The sequence below is a fragment of the Vibrio sp. A37 genome (assembly GCF_059777565.1).
In genome coordinates this window covers 21,522-43,506 of the sequence record NZ_JBLNLI010000014.1, presented here as the reverse complement: position 1 = coordinate 43,506, position 21,985 = coordinate 21,522, and the positions used below count along the sequence as shown (strand labels likewise).

At 43.6% G+C, this 21,985-nt stretch carries 22 protein-coding genes; 4 read left to right on the top strand and 18 right to left on the bottom strand.

Translation table 11 applies throughout. The annotated features are described in order from the left end of the window. Positions 1-24 precede the first annotated feature (24 nt). Positions 25-660 carry a hypothetical protein gene (locus ACM2FC_RS18980; RefSeq protein WP_498482577.1) on the top strand — a complete coding sequence of 212 codons (636 nt, stop codon included), beginning with the start codon at positions 25-27 and terminating at the stop codon, positions 658-660. Here the strand turns inward: ACM2FC_RS18980 and ACM2FC_RS18975 are convergent. After that, the gene (locus tag ACM2FC_RS18975) at positions 626-1,141 is read right to left on the bottom strand and encodes a helix-turn-helix domain-containing protein (RefSeq protein WP_498482576.1); all 516 of its coding nucleotides are present in this window, start codon (positions 1,139-1,141) and stop codon (positions 626-628) included. The genes ACM2FC_RS18980 and ACM2FC_RS18975 overlap by 35 nt on opposite strands. Before the next feature lie 633 nt (positions 1,142-1,774). Between ACM2FC_RS18975 and ACM2FC_RS18970 the strand changes: the two genes are divergently transcribed. Genes ACM2FC_RS18970 through ACM2FC_RS18960 form a run of 3 tightly spaced genes read left to right on the top strand, consistent with a single transcriptional unit; the run spans position 1,775 to position 5,837 of the window. Beyond that, positions 1,775-3,637, top strand: a complete 1,863-nt coding sequence (locus tag ACM2FC_RS18970; RefSeq protein ID WP_498482575.1) for a potassium transporter Kup — start codon at positions 1,775-1,777, stop codon at positions 3,635-3,637. Positions 3,638-3,685: 48 nt separating this feature from the next. After that, positions 3,686-5,155: a sensor histidine kinase gene (locus ACM2FC_RS18965; protein ID WP_498482574.1), complete on the top strand. Its 1,470-nt coding sequence runs from the start codon at positions 3,686-3,688 to the stop codon at positions 5,153-5,155. Further along, on the top strand, positions 5,148-5,837 hold the full coding sequence (locus tag ACM2FC_RS18960; protein ID WP_498482573.1) for a response regulator: 690 nt from the start codon (positions 5,148-5,150) through the stop codon (positions 5,835-5,837). Before ACM2FC_RS18965 ends, ACM2FC_RS18960 begins: the two co-directional genes overlap by 8 nt. Before the next feature lie 14 nt (positions 5,838-5,851). Here the strand turns inward: ACM2FC_RS18960 and flhB are convergent, their stop codons facing one another. The 17 genes from flhB to ACM2FC_RS18875 form a co-directional block, all read right to left on the bottom strand. Continuing rightward, entirely contained in the window at positions 5,852-6,982 is a 1,131-nt protein-coding gene (gene flhB / locus ACM2FC_RS18955) for a flagellar biosynthesis protein FlhB (RefSeq protein WP_498482572.1), read from the bottom strand. 33 nt (positions 6,983-7,015) lie between these two features. Further along, positions 7,016-7,798, bottom strand: a complete 783-nt coding sequence (gene fliR, locus ACM2FC_RS18950; protein ID WP_498482571.1) for a flagellar biosynthetic protein FliR — start codon at positions 7,796-7,798, stop codon at positions 7,016-7,018. A 9-nt stretch (positions 7,799-7,807) separates the two neighbouring features. Then, positions 7,808-8,077, bottom strand: a complete 270-nt coding sequence (gene fliQ, locus ACM2FC_RS18945) for a flagellar biosynthesis protein FliQ (RefSeq protein WP_237362661.1) — start codon at positions 8,075-8,077, stop codon at positions 7,808-7,810. Between the two features lie 12 nt (positions 8,078-8,089). After that, positions 8,090-8,932 carry a flagellar type III secretion system pore protein FliP gene (fliP, locus tag ACM2FC_RS18940; RefSeq protein WP_498482570.1) on the bottom strand — a complete coding sequence of 281 codons (843 nt, stop codon included), beginning with the start codon at positions 8,930-8,932 and terminating at the stop codon, positions 8,090-8,092. Beyond that, positions 8,919-9,311, bottom strand: a complete 393-nt coding sequence (fliO, locus tag ACM2FC_RS18935; RefSeq protein ID WP_498482569.1) for a flagellar biosynthetic protein FliO — start codon at positions 9,309-9,311, stop codon at positions 8,919-8,921. Before fliO ends, fliP begins: the two co-directional genes overlap by 14 nt. 3 nt (positions 9,312-9,314) lie before the next feature. Further along, positions 9,315-9,734, bottom strand: a complete 420-nt coding sequence (gene fliN / locus ACM2FC_RS18930) for a flagellar motor switch protein FliN (RefSeq protein ID WP_237362664.1) — start codon at positions 9,732-9,734, stop codon at positions 9,315-9,317. A gap of 13 nt (positions 9,735-9,747) precedes the next feature. Then, entirely contained in the window at positions 9,748-10,797 is a 1,050-nt protein-coding gene (gene fliM / locus ACM2FC_RS18925; protein WP_498482567.1) for a flagellar motor switch protein FliM, read from the bottom strand. Between the two features lie 7 nt (positions 10,798-10,804). Continuing rightward, positions 10,805-11,302: a flagellar basal body-associated protein FliL gene (fliL, locus tag ACM2FC_RS18920; RefSeq protein WP_498482566.1), complete on the bottom strand. Its 498-nt coding sequence runs from the start codon at positions 11,300-11,302 to the stop codon at positions 10,805-10,807. A gap of 31 nt (positions 11,303-11,333) precedes the next feature. Then, the gene (locus ACM2FC_RS18915) at positions 11,334-13,379 is read right to left on the bottom strand and encodes a flagellar hook-length control protein FliK (protein WP_498482565.1); all 2,046 of its coding nucleotides are present in this window, start codon (positions 13,377-13,379) and stop codon (positions 11,334-11,336) included. A 115-nt stretch (positions 13,380-13,494) separates the two neighbouring features. Next, entirely contained in the window at positions 13,495-13,944 is a 450-nt protein-coding gene (gene fliJ / locus ACM2FC_RS18910; RefSeq protein ID WP_498482564.1) for a flagellar export protein FliJ, read from the bottom strand. A 7-nt stretch (positions 13,945-13,951) separates the two neighbouring features. Then, a complete protein-coding gene (gene fliI, locus ACM2FC_RS18905) occupies positions 13,952-15,283 on the bottom strand; it encodes a flagellar protein export ATPase FliI (protein ID WP_498482563.1) in 1,332 nt (443 codons plus the stop codon). Continuing rightward, positions 15,283-16,083 carry a flagellar assembly protein FliH gene (gene fliH / locus ACM2FC_RS18900; protein ID WP_498482562.1) on the bottom strand — a complete coding sequence of 267 codons (801 nt, stop codon included), beginning with the start codon at positions 16,081-16,083 and terminating at the stop codon, positions 15,283-15,285. The genes fliI and fliH overlap by 1 nt, the downstream gene beginning before the upstream one ends. A gap of 44 nt (positions 16,084-16,127) precedes the next feature. Continuing rightward, a complete protein-coding gene (gene fliG / locus ACM2FC_RS18895) occupies positions 16,128-17,186 on the bottom strand; it encodes a flagellar motor switch protein FliG (RefSeq protein ID WP_498482561.1) in 1,059 nt (352 codons plus the stop codon). Further along, positions 17,179-18,927 (bottom strand): flagellar basal-body MS-ring/collar protein FliF, encoded by a 1,749-nt coding sequence (fliF, locus tag ACM2FC_RS18890; RefSeq protein ID WP_498482560.1) that lies wholly within the window; start codon positions 18,925-18,927, stop codon positions 17,179-17,181. Before fliF ends, fliG begins: the two co-directional genes overlap by 8 nt. Before the next feature lie 15 nt (positions 18,928-18,942). Beyond that, the gene (fliE, locus tag ACM2FC_RS18885; RefSeq protein ID WP_498482559.1) at positions 18,943-19,254 is read right to left on the bottom strand and encodes a flagellar hook-basal body complex protein FliE; all 312 of its coding nucleotides are present in this window, start codon (positions 19,252-19,254) and stop codon (positions 18,943-18,945) included. Positions 19,255-19,361: 107 nt separating this feature from the next. Further along, a complete protein-coding gene (locus ACM2FC_RS18880; RefSeq protein ID WP_498482558.1) occupies positions 19,362-20,771 on the bottom strand; it encodes a sigma-54-dependent transcriptional regulator in 1,410 nt (469 codons plus the stop codon). After that, the gene (locus ACM2FC_RS18875) at positions 20,771-21,832 is read right to left on the bottom strand and encodes a sensor histidine kinase (protein ID WP_498482557.1); all 1,062 of its coding nucleotides are present in this window, start codon (positions 21,830-21,832) and stop codon (positions 20,771-20,773) included. The genes ACM2FC_RS18880 and ACM2FC_RS18875 overlap by 1 nt, the downstream gene beginning before the upstream one ends. Between the last annotated feature and the right edge of the window lie 153 nt (positions 21,833-21,985).

The window sequence follows — 21,985 nt, the reverse complement described above, 5'->3', positions numbered from 1 at the left end:
TGTGGATTGTGCAAAGGGGCTGGAATGATAGAGACAGTAAACTTTAGCAGTTTGCCTACCGTTCTTTGGCAAAAGGAAATCACCCAAAAGTGTATAGATTACGTTTTCAGGCGCTATGGTTGCCTCGATCATTTTGCTGTTAATTTCATCCTACCTAATAAACAAATCATTAATCTGTGCCCTAATGTCAACTATATAAAAAGCTATACCGAACTAGAAATGGGCAAACACGAAAATGCTTTAGCACCATGGAAATTAGAGGGGTTACCTGTTGTTCCATGGCGTATGATCAGCCCAGACCAGAATGTATGGAGCTACAATAAAACTGTTTCCTTTAAAGAGACATTGCACAATCTGTATTCGGGGATGTCGTTTATTCACCCAATTGGTGATTGCTACCTCAATGTCGCGGTTGCATCGAAATGTTCAAACATGAAAAACATGCTGACTTTTTTTAATAATGCCGAGGAAATTCTAAATATAGGAGCTTTTATACTCAGCCTTTTTGATAAAAAAATTGGTGAGTTTTATGACTATGAAATACCAAGCATCGATGAAATCGTACTCAACGATGGACACTTACAGATAATCGATAACTTTTCAAAAAGCTGGCATGATCTGGGTATTATTTCTGCTTGCCCTTCAAAATGGCCGTCTTAAGCTCATCACTATGCATCGTTGAAATGGTCATAATACAGTCTTTTGACTTTTCCATATCATCCGTTTCAGCGATAATTTGAGAAATAATATTTTTACACTTTTCATATAACAGTTGGTAATCAATCTCTTCGTCAAACTTGCCAATCGACTTACAAATTGAAGCTAACGCAAATGGAAATAACGCCGGCTCCATAACTCTCTCTTTGAGTGATCTAGACGTAGTGTTTTTATTCTTCTCATTCTCAACAACGGTTTCTCCAGTAAGAAGCCACTCGCTAGGAATGTGAAGAATTTCTGCATATCTTTGTGCTGCTTTTTTTGTCAGTGCCAGCTTTCCGTTTTCGTGTTTTATATATGTTGTATAAATAAGCCCGTTCTTTTCTGCAAAGTGCTTAGCGTTAGGGTACCCTTTGGAGATTCTCGCAGTGCGAAGTCTAATATTAGGAGACTGCTCTGAGAATTGTTCAGGAGACTGAGGCATTATTTTTCCATACCATATTTATATTCTAAGAATTACAAAATTATAACAACAGCCATACTCGTTAACTAGTACGACGTCATTATCATACCTATAAAAATACCAATATTATCAATTTTCAACTCCATCTTCATCTATGATGTGAGTGTTTTTCATAAAAAAATACGTATAAGTGCAAATATTGTCACTTTACAACCAATATTGTCATATGTATTATGATCACATTGGCACTTACTTTAAGCGCCACTTAAGAATAGAGGCTGACTACTGCTTCTATTCCTAACACGTTATGAGCCTTATAGTAGGAGTCATAACGCAATGCTTTTGTACGAAAGTGTTGCACCATAGCCAACTAACTTTTGTCCGCCTCTTCATATAGGACATAGATTGTGCCCGCGATTGTATCGTGGGCTTTTTTTATATAAATCACCTCCGTGAACCCTGATTTCACGCTACAAGACCACTTAAAAAAATGCCAATGTAAGTGTCTCTTATGCAAAAATCTTTATACTTTCTTTATATCTCTACCGTGAACTTTACGCCTACTTTATATTCTCCTTGTTACCCTACCAGCCGATAATTATGTTATGAGGTAATGTGTCTCTAGCCCAATTTGAGACACAGATATGACAAGCAATGCAAAACAAAAAGCAATCTTTACTGGTGTTAACCTACCTATGTGTTGGGGTTGTATACGGTGACATTGGAACTAGCCCACTCTATGCTTTTAAGGCTATGTTTGATGGTGAACACTCTCTTACAATCACTAATGGCAATGTTCTTGGCACCTTGTCTCTCGTCTTTTGGACCTTCATTATCACAGTGTCGATCAAGTACCTCGCTATAGTCACTCGTGCTTCGAGTGATGGCGAAGGCGGTATTTTGACTCTCGCTTCCCTAGCTCACAGAGTAGCACCAAGTACACTCAAAAAATGGGTGCTGTTTTTAGGTATGCTTTCCGCAGGGTTCTTTTTTGGGGAAGCCATCATTACCCCTGCAATGTCTGTCCTTTCCGCGGTTGAAGGCATTGATGTTGTAAACCCAAGTTTGCACGATTTCGTTATACCGATATCCATCACTATCATATGTGGCTTGTTCGCTATTCAAAAATGGGGATCGGGAAAAATCGGTCAATTCTTTGCCCCTGTCATGCTGACTTGGTTTTTGTGCATCGGGATCACTGGACTGGTCTCTATCTACCACAACCCTTTTGTTCTAAAGGCAATCAACCCTTACTATGCGTTAGAGTTTGTTCGCTTTCATGGGCTGGAAACTCTTTTTACTCTTGGTGTGGTAGTTCTCGCTGTAACTGGCGTAGAAGCCTTATATGCTGATATGGGTCATTTCGGAATAAAGTCTATACGCCTAGCTTGGTTTTTCCTTGTTCTACCTTGTCTTGTGCTCAATTATTTTGGCCAAGGTGCATTAGTGTTAAGCACCCCTTCATCGATTAGCCAGCCATTTTTCTTGCTGGTATCACCGAAGCTTCAGTTACCTTTGGTAGTTTTAGCCACGTTCGCAACTGTGATTGCCTCTCAAGCCGTCATTTCAGGTATTTTTTCTTTAACACGTCAGGCCATAAACTTAGGCTTCCTTCCTCCTGTTCGAATTTCCCATACTTCGACAAAAGAGCAAGGGCAAATTTATGTACCTATCGCAAACTTCCTACTCTTCGTTTTGGTCGTCGCCGTCGTCATTTCCTTCGGCAGCTCAGCTAGGCTCGCTGCAGCCTATGGCATTGCGGTAACGTCCGTTATTCTTATTTCTTCGTTGTTACTAATAGTTGTTGCGATGTATCACTGGCGCTGGCCAATTATTCACGTGGTGCTTTATGCCGCTGTTATGGTCACCTACGACACGTTGATGTTCACATCAACCTCACTAAAATTCACCGACGGTGGCTGGCTACCATTGACTATCGGCACCCTAGTTTTCTTACTCATGGTCAACTGGTATCAAGAAAAACAACGTTTGGCAATGTTGACCAAACATCCTTTATCAGTAGAGGCGATGGTAAATGGACTGGAGAAAAAAAATTGGACTCGCGCTTCTGGTACTGCGGTATACCTTGCACGTAACGAGCAACAAGCGCCTTCATCACTCATCAACAATTTGAAATACAATGAAACCTTGCATGAACGAAATATCCTACTGACTTTCAAATACTCCGAGCATGCTCATGTTCATCCACTCAAACGAGTAGAGCTCAAACAGCTCTCCAACACTTTTTGGCAAATGATAGCCCACGTAGGATATCAAGAATCATTGGATATCGAGCAAATCTATCATGCTTGCTGTACCAAAGAGCTGTGTTTATGCCCGGCTGAAACCGTATTTTTTATGTCAGCGGAAAGAATAAAAGTAAAACCCAAAAACCTTTGGCATGATATGAAAGCGAGAATATTCATCTTATTGAGTCGAAATGCTTTGCGTACCTCTGAAAGGCTTTCTGTCCCACAAGACAAGTTAATTGAGATAGGTGTACATCTAGAAATATAGAGCTTGGTTCTTTACACTCGGCAAATAAATAGGCTTTATTAAACATTCATGAATTATTTACGCTTTGGTTGGACAGAGACAGGCAAGATACTGTCTCTCGCTGCTTTATACACCGTAGTTATCTACGTTGGAGTTGGCTTTAATGCCGTCATAGTCGAAACCGATACCGCGTTGCTGGTATTACTTCTTAATATTGTTAGCGGGTTTTGGTTAAAGAAGAAAAATGCCTACACTTTGACGGCACTCAGCACCATCGCTTTTTATTTCTTTGTTCTACCTGAACACAATTCGTTTGAGTTCAAGGACTATCAGCACTTAATTACATTTATTGTTATGGCTTTCAATGGCTTCGCCGCGGTTAAAATTACTCAATCTCAGCAAAGAGAGTTGAAAAAGAATCGTATACTCAAAGGCGAGCTAAAAAATCACTATAACTTGGCTTCCATTCTCGCTTCGAAAAATGAAAGCCTCGAAATTGCTCAAGCAGCCATCCAGCATCTCGCTAATCAATACCAAATCAAGGCGCAAGTATGGCTAACCCATCCTAAACTGTACTGTTTATCTTATCATCCAGAGGTTTGGCTAGAAGATTATCAACAGCCTGTTGAAAAATATACCGCTGACAACAACCTTTCAGTATGGAAAATGAGTCCAACCATTGCGCTGTACCCTTTAGCTAGACATACTGATTTAATCGGCGTTCTCGTCATAGAATCCGATAACCTTCAAGCTTTTAATCCGATACTTAACTCTCTGATTAGTCTATCCTTAGCGCGCTCTGAAGCAAACCGTGCGCTGACACAGGCTATTGAAGCATCGCAACAGGAAAAGATGAGAAACACATTGTTGGCTGCGGTATCACACGACTTAAAAACGCCACTAGGTTCGATTATTGGTTCTGCGACAACACTCAATGATCCTAAAATCACCTTACCTCAACAAACACGTCAAGAACTGCTGACATCTATTGCAGAAGAAGGCTATAGCTTAAATAGGAGCTTAACCAAGCTTCTAGACATCAGTCGATTTAGCGTCAAGGCGTTGATACCGAAAAAAGAATGGGTAGAGCCAGAAGAAATCATTGGTAGCGCCATTAAACGAATAGAGCGTTTACTAGCTCAGCACCCAATACAACTGTCAGGCGAACCGATACTTTTATCGTTAGATTATTCCTTGATTGAACAAGTGGCGACTAACCTGATAGAAAATGCTGCAAAGTACAGCCCAGTGAATAACCCGATTGAGGTTCGAACATCTTATCAAGATCAAACGTTTATTTTGGAAGTGCTAGATAGAGGCTGTGGTGTCGCTCCTGATGAAACACAACGCATTTTTGAACGCTTTTATCGCTCAGAGCATCACAACATAAAAGGCACAGGGCTTGGTCTTGCCATTTGTAAGCTTATAGTGAATGCTCACCATGGCGTTATTTTTGTCAATCGAAGACCAAATGGCGGGTCAATGTTTACCGTCCAAATTCCTTGTGAAAAACTTGATTTAAAAGATATTTATGAATAGTGATATCAAAATACTGATCATTGAAGACGAACCGCCTATTCGTCGGTTCCTCGAAGTTTTAGCCTCTGCTCACGAATATCAAGTAAAAAGCGTGGCAAATGCTGAAGAAGGCGTCAAAACCATTTCTCGATGGTGCCCAAACCTGATATTGCTAGACCTAGGCTTACCGGATAAAGATGGCTTGGATCTTACTCGTGAACTACGCACTTGGACAGACACACCCATCATTGTCATCTCAGCTCGTGATAAAGAACAAGACAAAGTGCTTGCACTAGATGCAGGAGCGAATGATTACCTAACCAAACCTTTTGGTAGCGAGGAGCTTTTAGCTCGAATCCGAGTCGCCTTGAGAACGTCAAATCAACAACAAAATAACGAGGTAAGCAGCTATCAGTTTGGAGATGTTGTTGTCGACCTCGCCCTACAAACAGTCACTAGAAAGCAAGAGGCCATCAAGCTCACTCCAAAAGAATTCAAGATACTAGCTCTGCTGTCCAAAAATATGGGTAAAGTGCTCACTCATAAACAGATATTGAAAGAAGTATGGGGCGGCAACTATACCGAACATGCGCATTATGTGCGTATTCACATCGCGCAGCTTAGACATAAAATTGAATACGCACCAGCGCAGCCAGAGCACCTAGTTACCGAAAATGGTGTTGGCTATCGTTTGGTAAGCTAACAATAAGTCAAGAGCTAGTAGCGGTAATCAGGAGGGATCGGCAGGCTATCTTGTTTAAGCACTGGCCTTTTGCCACCGCTCCTACGATACTGTTTAAGCTGGAAAACATACGCCAGAATTTGCGCCACTGCGGTGAACAGCCCGTCAGGTATTTCTTGCTCCAACTCAGTCGTATGATAAAGGGCCCGAGCTAACGCAGGGGCAGGAATGACATAGATATCATGCTCTCTCGCCACTTCTCGGATTTTCAGTGCCATATGATCAATACCTTTCGCAACGACGACTGGCGCTTTATCGGTCGATTGTTTGTATCTCAAAGCAACAGAAAAGTGTTCTGGGTTGGTCACGATAACGTCGGCTTGCGGCACTTCAGCCATCATCCGTCTTTGAGCCGCTTCTCGTTGTAGCATCCGAATTCGGCCTTTCACCTCTGGCTTACCTTCGGTGTCTTTGTATTCATCTTTGACTTCTTGCTTAGTCATTTTCAATTGATTGGCGTGCTGCCAAATCTGAAAAGGGATGTCTATTGCCACCACAATTAACAGCGAACAGCTGATCAATAAAATAAAATTGAGCAAGATATCCAGGGCATGAAAGATATTTTGAGGGAAAACATCAAAGCTCAATTGGAAGAGATCAGCGGTAGCAGAGTTAATCAGATAAAATGCCATACCCGCAACCAAGGTTACTTTTAGAATCGACTTAATTAGCTCCACCCAACTTTGCAGACCAAACATACGTTTGAGCCCGCTAAGCGGATTCATTTTCGACCACTTTGGCCTTGCTGCCTCAGCTGAAAAACTGATGCCCCCTACAGCGGCATTGCCAATGGAGGCAGCGATAAACAACATGACCAAAATCAGCAACAGCGGGAATATAAGATGGCCCAATGAACCTGCAACAATATCAAAGAGCTTGCTTGAGTCGAATATCTCTTCTCGACTTAAACTAAATAGGCGCCCCATGACACTATAGAGTGATTTAGCCAGCATGGTACCAAACCACATCAACGCCACCGCACCCGCAACTAATACCGACACCGATGCCAGTTCTTTTGAGCGTGCCACCTGCCCTTTTTCTTTTGCTTGTTGCAATCGTCGGGGGGTGGCCGCTTCGGTGCGTTCTTGACCGTCTGACTCAGCCAAACTTAGCTCCTAGTTCTACTAGTTTTGCAATTGTTAACAGTTGATACGAATAAACTGACATACCTGCCCTTGTCCTTGTCCCCAGAAAATTTCGTACTGGCTGTATAATCCAGCAACGATATACCAACAAAGCAAGATCCCGACCAACAATGCAAACGCAAAACCGAGAGAGAAAATATTTAACTGTGGCGCTGCCCTGGTCATCACACCAAAAGACAAATTAATGGTTAGCAAAGCAATAATGCCTGAAAGAGACATACTGAGTGCGACCTTGAACATAATACCAAGCCACAATGCGAGTTCTCTAAAATCGACTGCGTTCAAAGCGCCAGTGCCGATTGGTAGTGTTTTAAAACTCATCACCACAAGCTGCAACATTTTTAGGTGACCGTCGGTTGCAAGGAAAAACATCGTCGCCAGAAACATAAAGAGTTGACCTAACAAAGGCGTATTTTGTCCATTTGCCGGATCAACCATAGATGCAAAACCCAAACTCGACTGCATACCTAAAATCTGGCCGAGAATAACAAAGGTTTGGATAATAAATTGTGTCACCGTGCCCATTGCGACACCGATAATGATCTGCTCAAGCAAGACTAAAAAGCCCGCAAAAGAAAGCAACTCGAGATCGTTTGGAACTGCGGGAATAGCAGGCATGACGGCAAATGTAATGGCAAGGCCAAGATAAAGGCGAATACGAGTGGAAACAAAGCGAGCACCTGTTACCGACATGACCATCAACATTGCTGCAATTCTGGTGTAAGGCCAAAAGTAATTCGCTATCCAATCTAAAATCAGCGCGGTTGGATATTCCATAAAACGCCTCTAGTACAACACCTGAGGTAGCCGTTCAACAAGAGAGAAGAAAAACTCCATCAGCATTCGTGTCATCCAGTGTCCAAATAGCATGAGCGCCAATAAAGTGACGACTAAACGAGGCAAAAAGCTCAACGTCTGCTCGTTTATAGATGTTGCCGCTTGGAATACTGCCACTATCAAGCCGACCAACAAGCTTGGAATAATAATGGCGCACACCATAATTAACACCATCCACAAGGCTTCTCGAAACAGCTCTACAAACATTTCAGGTGTCATATGCCCTCCCCGCTACAACGCAAAGCTGCCCGCTAGTGTGGAAAGAATTAAATTCCAACCGTCGACTAGTACAAACAACATCAACTTAAAAGGCAACGACACAATCATTGGCGAGAGCATCATCATACCCATTGCCATCAAAACAGATGCAACAACAAGGTCGATGATCAAAAACGGCAAAAACAACATAAAGCCAATTTGGAAAGCTGTCTTAAGCTCCGAGGTGATGAATGCTGGAATCAGCACTGCCATTGAAACGTCTTCTGGGCTTGTTGCATCCGAACCAGAAATGTGGACAAACGTCTCTAAGTCCTTAACTCGAGTTTGCTTGAGCATAAAAGCTTTCAGTGGCTGCTGGGCCGTATCAAAAGCCGCCTTTGCTGAGATTTTTTCATTGATATACGGCTGAATCGCTCGCTCGTTTATTTGGCTAAATACCGGAGACATAATGAAAAAGGTTAGGAACAAAGCGATGCCAACGATGACTTGGTTTGACGGAGTTTGTTGCAAACCCATGGCCTGACGCAAAATCGACATCACGATAACGATTCGAGTAAACGAGGTCATCAAAATAACCAATGCAGGCAAAAAACCTAGCATGGTCATCAAAGCGAGAATTTGTAGGTTTATCGAATATTCTTCACTACCATCGGGATTAGTGGTCAAGGTGAGTGCGGGTATTCCGGCACCAAACGCTTGGCCAGAAGCAGTAGTTTTAGAAGCTCCAGTATCATTTTCCATCGCTGTTACAGTAGAGGTTTGATTAGCGATGTCATCTGCGGCCAAACTGACAAATGAAAAAAAGCTCAGCGTTAAAAATAAGATGAAACTTACTACATAGCTAGGTTTGATCATTCTTTTTAAATAGCTGGGAAAACTGAGTAGAAAACGAACTACTCTCCAACTCCTCCTGAGTAAGTGGCTTGTCCAATTTTGATAAAAGCTGAATGGATTGAGAGGTGACACCAACTAAAAATTGCTCATCTCCAGCTTGAACAATCATGATACGCTCTTTCGGCCCAACAGGTAGTTGACGAACAACACATAATCCCTTTTGGTTGACTAAAGTCGGTACTTTCATGCGCTTAAGCAACCAAGCTAAACCGAGGATGACAATAATAACGAACAAAAGCGACCCTAAAGTGGTCGCTAAGTCCAATTGATTTGCTGTTTTTACATCTGCATTCGCGATAGGCGAGAACACGAATAAAAGCCCGAAGTAGTAAGACTTCATCACTCACCTAAGTTTCTTGATACGTTCAGTTTGGCTAATGACATCGGTTAGACGAATACCAAATTTATCGTTCACCACTACCACTTCCCCATGAGCAATCAAGGTTCCATTGACTAGCACATCGAGCGATTCACCAGCAACCCGTTCAAGTTCAACAACCGAGCCTTGGTTCAGCTGGAGAAGGTTTCGAATACTGATTTGCGAACGTCCCACTTCCATTGAAATAGTAACCGGAATATCAAGAATGGTATCCAGTTTCTGCCGTTCATCTTCCGAAATTGGCGAAGCCGTATCTTTTAATTCATCCAAAGGCGCTGCAAGCACTTCGTCAACATCAACATCAGGTGCATCTGGGTCTTCGCCTAACGCCGCAGCCCATTCGTCTGCTAGCTTTTGATCATCATTTTCATCAGTCGGTTCCATTCATTACACCTTCTTATTCTTCGTCATCACCTTGATCTTCCTCGAATTCATTCATGATATCTTTGCCAAGGAAGGCGATGTCGGTTTTCACAACATCAGGGCGTTTAATTTTCTCTGAAACTTGGACAGCAAGAAGCTCCCCAGAACGCCCCATTTTCACTCTAAATGTCGGTAACTCTTCGACAAACATGACGGCATTTTCAGGCATTGCTACCGGAATGATGTCACCAGATTGAAGCTCCATTAAATCTCTCAATGACATGTCGTGTTCGAGTAGGTTTACTCTAAAATCGACGGGCACATCCATGATTTCTTCGCGCAATGCGGAACTCCAACGAACATCAGTTTCCATCTTATCGGACTGAACACCAGCATCGAGAAGTTCACGAATAGGCTCAACCATGGAATAAGGCATAACAACGTGAAAGTCACCGCCACCACCGTCCACTTCGATGTGGAAAGAGCTCACAACGATGACTTCAGTTGGGCTCACAATGTTCGCCATACTTGGGTTCACTTCAGAATCCAAATATTCAAACTCCACGCCCATGACAGGAGACCAAGCCTCTTTGTAATCCTCAAATACGATTTTTAGCAGTAGCTGTACGATTCTCCGCTCTGTTGGCGTAAACTCACGCCCTTCGATACGCGCATGGAATCTCCCATCCCCACCAAAAAAATTCTCCACTAAAATGAAGACCAACCGAGCTTCCATCGTAATAAGAGCCGTCCCTTTTAACGGTCTGAATCTCACCATATTAAGACTGGTTGGGACATACAGCGTGTTTTGGTATTCACCAAATTTCATCATCTGTACGCCATTGATGGATACTTCTGCTTGCTTGCGCAGCATGTTAAACAAACTAATTCTTAGGTGTCGTGCAAAACGTTCATTGATGAGCTCCAGAGTCGGCATCCGACCACGAACGATTCTGTCTTGTGAGGAGAAGTCAAATTGAACCGCATCATCGGCCTGCGATTCAATCTCTTCTTCACCTTCTTCGACATCGTCAACGCCGTGGAGCAACGCATCAATTTCGTCTTGGCTTAATAAATCAGTCACACATCACCTATTGAATGACAAAGTCGGTAAATAATACTCGCTCAATAACCGGCTTACCGACCGCCCGATTCAAGCTTGCTTTAATATCTTCAGTCGCTTTGTTGCGAAGATCGACTCGACCATTTGCCGTTCGAAGTTGCTCTACTGTTGCCGACGCAAATGTACCGAGTAAAGAGCTCTCAATTAATGGAGAGTGATAACGAGCGAGATCTTCGTTTTCTATGCCACGAACCATCAACTGAACTTTGATTTGCACTAACCTATCGCGTTTATCGCCTGTCACGTTAAACAAGAAAGGTTGAGGTATATTCACATAAGCAACCGGATTGACTACCTCGGAAGATTGCTCTTGCTCCGCTTGTTCCGTATCAGCTTCTTCCTCAGAGCCCATCATGAAGAAGGCCCCCACACCACCAGCAATCAACACAACGACAATTGCTATTACGATAATTAATTTACTTTTACCACCGCCCCCTTCGGGAGCTTCCTTTTCTTCGTCCGCCATAACCATCTCTATCTTTTGGTTTTTTCATAGTTTAAGCGTAATAACTGATTCCATCACCTTTTGAAGTTACATTCACATCAAGATTGACGCCTGCTTCAAGATTTTCCTCTTCGCTCAAGACATTATCGCCTCCTCCACCTTGAGAAAAGCCTCCTTCATTGGATGCGGTATAACGTTGCTGTTGGCCACTGTTCTGTTGTTGAACGGATGTATCTCCCAGTTGTACACCTTGTTGAGAAAGCATTTCTCGAAGCCTAGGTAAAGATTGTTCGATAGCATCACGAGCTTGATGGTTTGCAACGGTAAAGTGAACGCCAGCACCTTCTCCGTTCATATGCAAACGTATTTGCATTCGGCCCAGCTCAGGTGGATCCAACCGGATATCAATATTCTTCAGATTTTTCGACATCATCATATGGACTTTTTCTGCCATTTGGTCGCTGACATTGTCTCTGGTGAGATGTAACGGAGAGTTAACCGTTTGAGCCGACTCGGCACGCAATGAGTTTGTCACCGAGCTACCTTGTTGGCCAGCTGCTCCTGCGATTTGGTTGGCAAGTCCAGAGGAGTCTTTACCTTCACGAACAATTTGTCCATCTACAGCACCATCAACTGATTTTGCGGCTAACGCAGCCCGCAGAGCTGCGTGGCTGCCCATCTGTTGCTGAACCGTATTCACTGCGACTGGAGTCGCCGCCAATGATGCAAGATGCTGCATTTGAGTTGGACTGATTTCTTGGCTATGAATTGCTGGTTGAACCATTGCTTTATCTACAATATTTTGTGCTAATTGTTGCTGACTTAGCGCTTGTTGAACGGAGTGAGCGAGACTCGCCTGCTGGTTTTTAGCATGATTTTGTAAATGGTTCGATAACTGTTCAGACATAAGTTCTGGTTTTATTGGCCCAGCTTGTTGCGGCATCACATTCAAGTTCTCACTCGGTAAAACTTGCTTAGGTAAATCTGATTTGATGTCGACATTGGGCTGCGTTGCTTGGAGAGCAACATTTTGCAATTGGTTTGATTGCGTTGAGGCTTCTTTGTGGCGAGTATTTTTCAGAAGCTGACGTGGATCTAGCGCGGCCGCTTCTTCTATGTCCGAGTGATCTACATTACCAACTTGGCCAACAGCAATCGAGGGTAAAACCTCACTATCAGAGATTTGCTGATTTCCTTTGTCTTGAGTGGTTTTTAGCATCATGTGCTCAGGTTTTGCCTCGCGTGCTACCATTCCTGCTTCTTCAGCAAGGCGAGCCAAATCACTTTCAGACAGTAATTTGTCTGACTTTGTATCGGTAGACGGTTGCATCTGATGAGGTTCAAGTTTAGGTTGGGTGGTTCGCCAAGCAATCTGCTCTACTTGACTATCAACATCTTGCGCTGAGGCTTGTTCTGGAAGAGATTCTTGTTGTGCTTTAGCGGTCAACTGAGCGGCGACAGTCGGCGATACGTCATTGGCAGTGGTGTTTAGATTCTTTCCTTCACCTTTGAGTACCTGATGATCGTCTTCATTAGTGTGCTGTACTTTTAAAGTCTCTATCTTGGTTTGTTGATCTGCAAGAACTTCTGATTTCCCTTCGCTGGCAGGCAAAGTATTGCCATGTTCGGTTTTAAGTGATTCTGTCGCCTCGTTCAGTTTTGCTAGAATCTCATCACCATCACTCATCACTTTAGAGGAATCAAATGCCTTGCTATCTGATTGTTTAAGCAACTCGCTGGTCGCGATATCCTCTGTCGAACCATCAACTTTTTGCTGCACTTGAGCGGATAACTGCTCGGTGTCTATTTCGGTAGCTACATTGTCATCTAGACTTGTGTCAGAAAGAACTTCACTATTAAGCAGGGCATCTACTGAATCTTCACCTTTAGAAACAGATAGTTGTGAGCCATCTGCTGTGTCGGCATCTGAGCTGACCTTACTAGACTTGTTGTCTCCAAGAATAAATGAAGCCAATTTTGAGAAAAAACCTTCTTCACTTTCTCCTGTATCCGTCGATTCAACCGACACCTCACCAACTTCCCCTAGTATCTTAGTGGCTTTTGGGCTTTCCGTAGCATTTGTTAAGTTAACGTTCATACTGTTGGCACTCTTTCAAATAATGAAAATCGTCGCTCACCCTGCGTCCAATACAGATAAAAACGACCGCTAACCCTTCCAATGCAAAAAGTGAACCACATATCTAAGGATCCACTTACTTACCATATTGCAATCTTTGACGACCAAACATAATGGTGGAAAATTCGTCCATCTGTTTCTGGTCTTGACGCTCTAGCTGTTGCTCCCTTTCTTTTTGCCTTTTTTCGATTAACCACTGATAGGAACGTCTCTCTTTTCTCATTTCAAGCCAATGAGACTCACAGTTGTGCACTTGAGTTTTAAAATGTTCTTCCGCTTCTTTTTGTTTTTTAAGCGTTTCATCTAACTGAGTTAAAAATCGATTCAGGTGTGAATATTGACTTGCGGTTAACCCATTCATCCCTCGTTGAACTAGCTGATTGCAATAATCTAATCGATATTGCTCGATCTGAGACAGCTGTAAATAGTAATCTTCAAGTTCACTGCGAGCCTTACTCAACGCCAGCACCGAATCTTTTTCTCTATCCTGAGCTTGTTCCATCAAAAACTTGAGCGTATTTTCCATAATCTACCTACTCTTCAGGCGAAGCTTGCAATATACTTTTCAACATATTGACGCACATATCATAAGGAACGGTTTCCTGCATATTTTGCTGCAAAAATTGGTCAATCTTGGGTTTAAGAGTAAACGCACTATCAATTGCTGGATCCGTACCTGGCTTGTACGCACCGATAGAAACCAAATCTTGATTTTTGCGACAGATAGACAGAACCTGACGAACCGCTTTAGACATCAGCATATGCTCTTCAGAGACAATTTGCGGCATAACGCGACTGACCGACTTTTCGACGTCGATAGCCGGATAGTGCCCTGCATCCGCTAATTCGCGAGAAAGTACAACGTGGCCATCTAAAATCGCCCTCGCTGCGTCAGCTATTGGGTCCTGTAAATCATCACCTTCTGTCAATACGGTGAAAAATGCCGTAATAGAGCCTTTCCCTTCTCCACCGTTTCCCGCACGTTCGACCAACGCAGGCAGTTTAGCGAATACAGAAGGTGGATAACCTTTGGTCGCAGGAGGCTCACCAACCGATAAAGCGATTTCACGCTGAGCCTGAGCAAAACGGGTTAATGAATCCATGAGAAGAAGGACATCTAGGCCTTGATCTCGAAAATACTCAGCAATGGTGAGAGCCGTTTGACAACCTTTCAAACGCATTAGAGGAGAGGAATCAGCGGGTGCTGCAACAACAACCGAACGTTGCCGGCCATCGACTCCCAATATTTCATCGATAAACTCTTTTACTTCTCGACCACGTTCACCAATTAAGCCAACGACAACGACCTGAGCGGTTGTACCGCGAGTCATCATGCCTAGTGTGACCGATTTACCCACACCTGAACCAGCAAACAAACCAATTCTTTGGCCTTTTCCAACACTGAGTAAGCCGTTCATGGCTTTTAAACCGACATCCAGTGGTTCTGAAATAGGTTTACGCATTAAAGGATTAATTGGTTCCGAGTTAAATTTGGCACGGTTGTCGGTATAAATGGGGCCAAGCTCGTCAAGTGGGTTGCCAACTCCGTCAATGACTCGGCCAAGCAATTCCATACCAACCGGTAATCCTGCTTCACTAGTCAGCGGTGTCACTTTCGCTCCGGGTAACACTCCGCTTATCTGTTCGCTTGGCATAAGAAAAAGATTTCCGTCAGAGAAGCCTACGACTTCCGCTTCCATCTCTCCCGACATGGTTTCAACCAAACATAGACTGCCAATTGGCGCCCTACACCCTGTCGCTTCTAGTGTTAACCCAACCACTCGCACCAATTTCCCTGATGCTACCGGTCTGCTTTTTAGGCCTTGAACTTTATACTGGTTGAGCCGTTCTGAAAGCGCTAGCATTACTCTTCACCTTGATGACGATTGGAACCACAAAAGTTACTTAATACCGTCCGAACTCGCTCTTCCATTCGATAATTAACACTCGACTCACCCGCTTCTAATTGTACATCACCAATATTCAATGCGGGATCAGATAGCAAGGTCCAGTTTCTAAATTCCAATTGCTCTGAGGAATATGCTTGCTCGACAATTTCCACATCTTGTGGATGCAGTTTAATAATAATTTGATGGCCTGTAATAGGCAGAGATTCTACGGATTGTTTCACTGTATCAAGAATGATTTGCGGATTAGTTTGGACTTCAACATGAATCACTTCTCGAACTAAAACCAAAACCATATCAACCAGTTGCTTTTCTACCTGAGCATTCATAAGCTCTAATGGTTGAGAAAACTGGTTGGCAATAGAAACAAAGTTCTGAACTTGCTGTTGGATGAGCTCTTGAGACGCATTAAGTCCCTCACTATGACCGTTCTCAAAGCCTTCTTTGTGACCGTCTTCTAGCCCTTTCTCTTTACCTTTATCGTACCCCTGTTTAAAGCCAGCTTCTTGTCCTTGATGTAACCCTTCCTGAAAAGCACTTTGCTTAATAGCCTCAATGTCTTCCTCAGTAAGCTCTTTGGGTTCCTCTTGCACCTCTGGCTCGAAATCAGGCATCCAGCCCGGGTCGTAATTCATTGCGGTATCTTTGGCAATTTTGGCCTCTTCAGCTCCGTAGTCTGGGAGTCCCCAAAGCGTTGCCTGTTTCACTGAGTCGTCTTCATTTAGACGTAGGTAACCACGTTTTCTCTTTTCCGACATTCCCTTTCCCACTTAACTTCCGTTGTGCACCAACTCAATAACACCTATAAGAACTCATCAGCGCCACCTGATAGCATGATTTCACCAGCATCCGCCATACGACGAGCAATCGCCAAAACTTCTTTCTGAGCAGCTTCAACATCTGAAACTTTGACTGGAGGCATTGCCTCAAGATCATCACGCATAAGTTCTGCCGCACGTTTGGACATGTTCTTAAATATTTTCTCGCGCAAGTCTTCATCGGCACCTTTAAGCGCACGCTGCAACACATCTTGTGGAACATCACGCAGCAACTTTTGAATGCCTTGATCGTCTACTTCGATAAGGTTTTCGAACACGAACATCAGATCTTCGATCGAGGTCGCCAAATCTTCGTCTTGATCGCGGATTTGGTCCATCAGCACCCCTTCCATGCTGTTGTCCATATAGTTCATAATTTCGGCCGCTGCTTTCAAGCCACCAATTTTCGCAGCCTGAGAGCCCGCCTGACCCGCAAACTGTTTCTCCATGATTTCGTTCAGCTCTGCTAAGGCAGAAGGTTGAACTTCTTCAAGGTTGGCGATGCGCATCATAAGATCAAGCCGGTCACGTTCGGCAAACTGAGTCAGAATTTCTGCTGATTGGTCGGCTTCAAGGTAAGAAAGAACTATCGTCTGAATTTGCGGGTGCTCGTTAATAATGATGTTGGCGACTTGGCGAGGGTCCATCCATTTCAGGGAGTCTAAACCTTTCGAACCAGTACCCAGAAGGATTTGATCAACCAAGTTATTCGCTTTATCTTCACCTAACGCTGCAACAAGGGTATTACGCATGAAGTCTTCACTGCCCATACCGATGTTGGTGTACTTCTGAATATCCTCAAGAAACGCACGATGAACTGCGCTAACTTTGTCTTGACTCAAGTCAGCAGCACGAGCCATTGCACTACCCACTCTTTGAACCTGTTTAGGTTCTAAATGGCGCACAATACCTGCTGCGTCTTCTTCATTAAGGCTTAGCAATAATATGGCAGCTCGTTCTTCACCGGGAATGTCGGATATATCGACATCATTCGGATCAACGACTTCTCCTCCCTCATCTTGAGGGACAATATCATCAGGCATCTTCCATCCAATTCTTCACAACTTGTGCTGACAGTTCCGGTTCGTTGGCAACGAGTGCTCGAACGGCTTTCAGTACATCTTCATCTTTATTTAAGTTTGGCAGATCGATGCCAGAGCCGAACTCAAACAGTTCACTGGTATCGATATCACCACCGATTAGGCTGGTTTCACCATCGTTACCGATAGGAATACCGTCAGGCCCATACATAGAATCTTGTTCGTCCTGAACCGCTGGGTTGAGTAGTTTCTTCAATGCGGGTCGCACAAGTACCAATATCACAACGATTATGACAAGTGAACTTGCTCCCCAACGAATCCAGTCATTGAACGATGGATGCTCCCAGAGCGGCACATCAACAAGGTTTTCCACTTCTGGTTTAGCAAACTGCATGCTAAGTACATTCAGTAAATCACCTCGTTGAGCGTCAAAGCCTACGGCGCCAATCAAAACTTGCTTAATCGCATTCAACTGACTTTCAGGAATTGGCGTATAAGTAGTTTCGCCAGTTTCAGGATTCACTACAGCTTTGTCTTTTATTGCAACTGCAACAGTTTGGCGGGTCACCACACCACTTTGCTTGCGTTCATGGCTTATGGTGGTATCAAGCTCAAAATTACGTGTTGATTCTTTGTGAGAAGAGCCTTGGCCTAACATAGTGCCATCTTTCATCTGAGCCACATCCTGCGGGATGGAGGCGTCAGCAGGGGGTTGATTACTTAATGCTCCAGGAACACCAGCGACAACATTGCCATTATTGTAATCTTCCAAAGTATATTCGCTTCGGGTAGCTGGCTTATTTGGGTCAAAACGTTTTTGTGTTTGTTCTACTGTGGAGAAATCAAGCTGTACATCAACCTGAGCGGTGTAGTTACCTAGGCCTAAAATTGGAATGAGAACAGAGTCGATTTTTTCCAATAGAAGTTGTTCTTGTTTTCGCTCAATTTCTTGCTCTTTTCTACGTGCAGTTGACGCCGCGTCTTGAGAGCCAGAGCTTAATAAGCGGCCATATTGATCAGTTACTGTAACGCGAGTCGGTTTCATGCCAGGAACGGCACTTGCGACCATATCAACAACAGCATCAATTTCTTCTTGGCTTAAGCTCGCACCCGATCTTAAGGTTAAAAATACTGACGCTGAAGCTTCTTGATTATGTCTAACAAAAACACTTTGTTTTGGCAGTGCGAGTAGAACTCGAGCCTTATTGACTTGGCTCATCTGCTCGATGGCTTTCGATAATTGTCTTTCGCGGCTTAGCTTCAGTCGTTCAAGTTCTAAACGTTGAGATACACCAAAGCCCATATCTTGCATCAGTATTTCATCACCAGCTTGACTGCCTTGGTTCAGACCAGCTCGAACCATATCCAATTTCATACTTCCATATTCAGCCGACGGGACAAGAATCGTGTTGCCTTCAAGCTTATAGTCAACTTTTTGCTGATCTAGGTAATCTAAAACTTTGATGAGTTCTTCTGTTTCATACGTTCCTAAAGGACGCATATCCGGCTCTCTAACCCAAAAGAACAGCATAACGATAAGGGCGACACAAATTGAAATCGACAATACAAGCACAACTTGACGCAGCAAATCCAAATCGCCAACAGCCATATCAAACTTTGACGAACTTTTCTCTCCTGCATCCGGGTTTTGCGTATCCATCCCCGCGCCAGAGTCGGCGACCATCGCACTATCTGACCCTAGATCGGATAAGGCGAGATCTGTTGATTGGTTATCTTCAGCCACAATTCATCCCTAAACTTACACTGGCATGTTCATCAGTTCTTTGTACGATTCAACAAGTTTGTTACGCACTTGAATCGTTGCTTCAAAAGCAACACTGGACTTATTACGAGCTATCATGACATCCGACAGAGAAACGTTTTCATCTCCCCTATCGAAACGGTTTTGAAGGTCACCGGAAGTTTTTTGTAAACCATTAACGTTTTGAATGGCTTTCGCAAGCATGTCACCAAATTCAGAGCTGACACTATGGCCTGTTGCAGCGGGCTTGGTGTTGGCTGCTTCCAACATCATTGCCTGCATATCTCCTTGGATTCCGTTGATATTCATATTCGCTCCTGCTGTCAACTCTTTGGCATTACGTCCATATATACTTAATAAAGCAAGTAATATGCCATGCAAATACCGCCATTCATTTACTTGAGATTAGTCGGTATTTAACCAGGGATATCAATGCCTGCATCACGCATTCTAGCAAGCTTATAGCGCAACGTTCTCGGGCTGATACCTAAACGTTCAGCCATGTCTTTACGACGCCCACCACACTCAGCGAGTGTATCTAAGATGATGGAAAACTCTTGGTCTCGAAGCTCGCCGCCAAGACAATAAGAGCTGGTTTCAGAGTTTGTAGTTGCTTCCGGTTTTGCTGCTGTAACGATATTTGGCACTACGGCATCACCCGTTTCAACGACTTGTTGTAAGCTACTTGCATCCAGCCAATCGATGCCCTCGAGTAGAATATGTTCATCTTTAATTTGATTGTGCTCGCTTAATATCAATGCGCGCTGAACAACATTATCAAGCTCACGCACATTCCCTGGCCACTGATAACTTTGAAGCTTTTCAATCGCTCGAGAACTGACTTCAGGAACGGGCATACCCAATTTTTTACAATTACGCTCAATAAGGTGAATAGCAAGTGGCTCAATATCTCCTTTGCGGTCAGATAGTGCTGGCCAAGCGAGTGGAAATACATTGAGACGGTAATACAAATCCTCTCGGAAATTGCCTTCTTGAACATACTGCTTCAAATCACGGTTACTGGTCGCCAAAACACGAACGTCCAGTTTGATACTTTTTCGGCTACCTAACCTTTCTACTTCTCGCTCTTGCAGTACGCGCAAAAGTTTAGCCTGAAGGTTCAGATCCATTTCACTAATTTCATCCAGTAAGATAGTTCCACCCTGAGCTTGCTCGAACTTGCCCGGACATGCTTGCACCGCCCCAGTAAACGCACCTTTTTCGTAACCAAATAACGTCGCTTCAAGCATATTGTCTGGAATAGCTGCGCAGTTAATAGCGACGAACGGGCCATCTTTGCGATTCGATGCATTATGAATGTACCGCGACATCACTTCTTTACCCGAGCCGCTAGGGCCAAGTACCATTACGCTCGCATCTGTTTTAGCCACTTTCTCAGCTAGAGCTAGTAATTTGATGCTCTTTTCATCCGCTACGGCTGCATCACCATTTTCTTCTGATTTAACAGGTGCATAGCGACTAACCATATTGAGTAACACTTCTGGCGCAAAAGGCTTAGCCATATAGTCTATGGCACCTTCTTTCATCGCAGATACCGCATCTTCAATATTGGCATAAGCTGTCATCAATAGAACGGGCAAGTTTGGCCAGTGTTGTTTGATGTTTCTAAGTAGCGCTAAGCCGCCCATCCCTGCCATTTGCACATCTGAAACGACGATGTCGACAGTATTTGCTTTTAATTTTACGATGGCATCTTCCGCACAGTCCGCTTCAAGCCATTCGTAGCCAGCCAAAGCAAGTGTGTCCACTAGTGCTTCACGCAAACCTTCGTCATCTTCAACGATTAATACTTTGCTTTGGGCCATTATTCTTCTCCACTTTCAGGGTTGTTGTTGCTTTGGTTTTCTCGATGCAGTGGGAGGCACATAGTGAAACATGCTCCATCGCCTGGCTCAGAGACCAGTTCCAATCGACCTTCATGAGCTCGACACACCATTTGAACTACAGCAAGTCCAAGACCTGTTCCTTGGGAGCGAGTAGTAAAAAATGGTTCTAAAATTTTGCTTTGTAGTTCTTTGGGGACGCCAGGACCGTTGTCTTGTACTGATATTTTTAGTTCATCGTTGACGGGACGGAAAAAGACATCGATTTGCGACTGCTTGCCAGCGATTTGAATGGCGTTGAGCACTAAATTACTTAATGCAGAAGCAATCGCATTAGGATTACCCAGAAGTGACATTTCTTCGTGCTCCACCTCTTGAGCAAAGTCTATAGCATTACTTTTTAATGCTGTCTCGACCATTGGTGTAAACTCGTTGACAAGCTCTTTGATGGTGAAGCGCTGAACAACTTTATTATCTCCACCTTTAGCAAACAGCAACATATCGTTGACTTGCTTTTCCAAATCTTTAAGCCTGTCAACCAATTTGCCTTGAAAGCGCTCTTTCGTCGTATTCGGCAAATTTGCAGCTGTCAGGTTAGAAGCATAAAGCAGCGCGCTTGACAGTGGGGTACGTACTTGATGTGCTAACGATGCAACCATTCTTCCTAAAGAAGATAAGCGTTGTAAGTCGCTCACGCGCGATTGCAGTAAACGAGTTTCGGTCAAATCAGTAATAAGAATCAGCTGACCAGTAACGGAAGCAGAAATAGCTAGTCGAACCTTTCTACCATTACGCAAAGAGATTTCGTGGCCGTCATCGTCTTTCGGTGCAAACGCATTTTGGATGACAGTTAACCACTTTTCCCCTAACAACGAGACTTCGAGAATACGCTCAGCTTCGGGATTGACTTCGCGCACAATACCTTGGGTATCCAATAGGATGACTCCTGCAGGCATAACATCTAATACTTGCTTATAACGCTCGACTTGCTCTTGAAGAGAACCAAGATGAGACTGACTTTCCGCTGTCTGTGCTAATTCCATGTCATCATTTTGTCAATAAGTAGATAAGTATCCAATCTGCAAAATACAGGCCATATATTTATATATATTTTTCATTAAGTTATATGTAAGACAAATTTTTGACCATCATTTTTGACGCTTCTCTTCTGTTGGCCAAATAAGCTTCAACAAAAG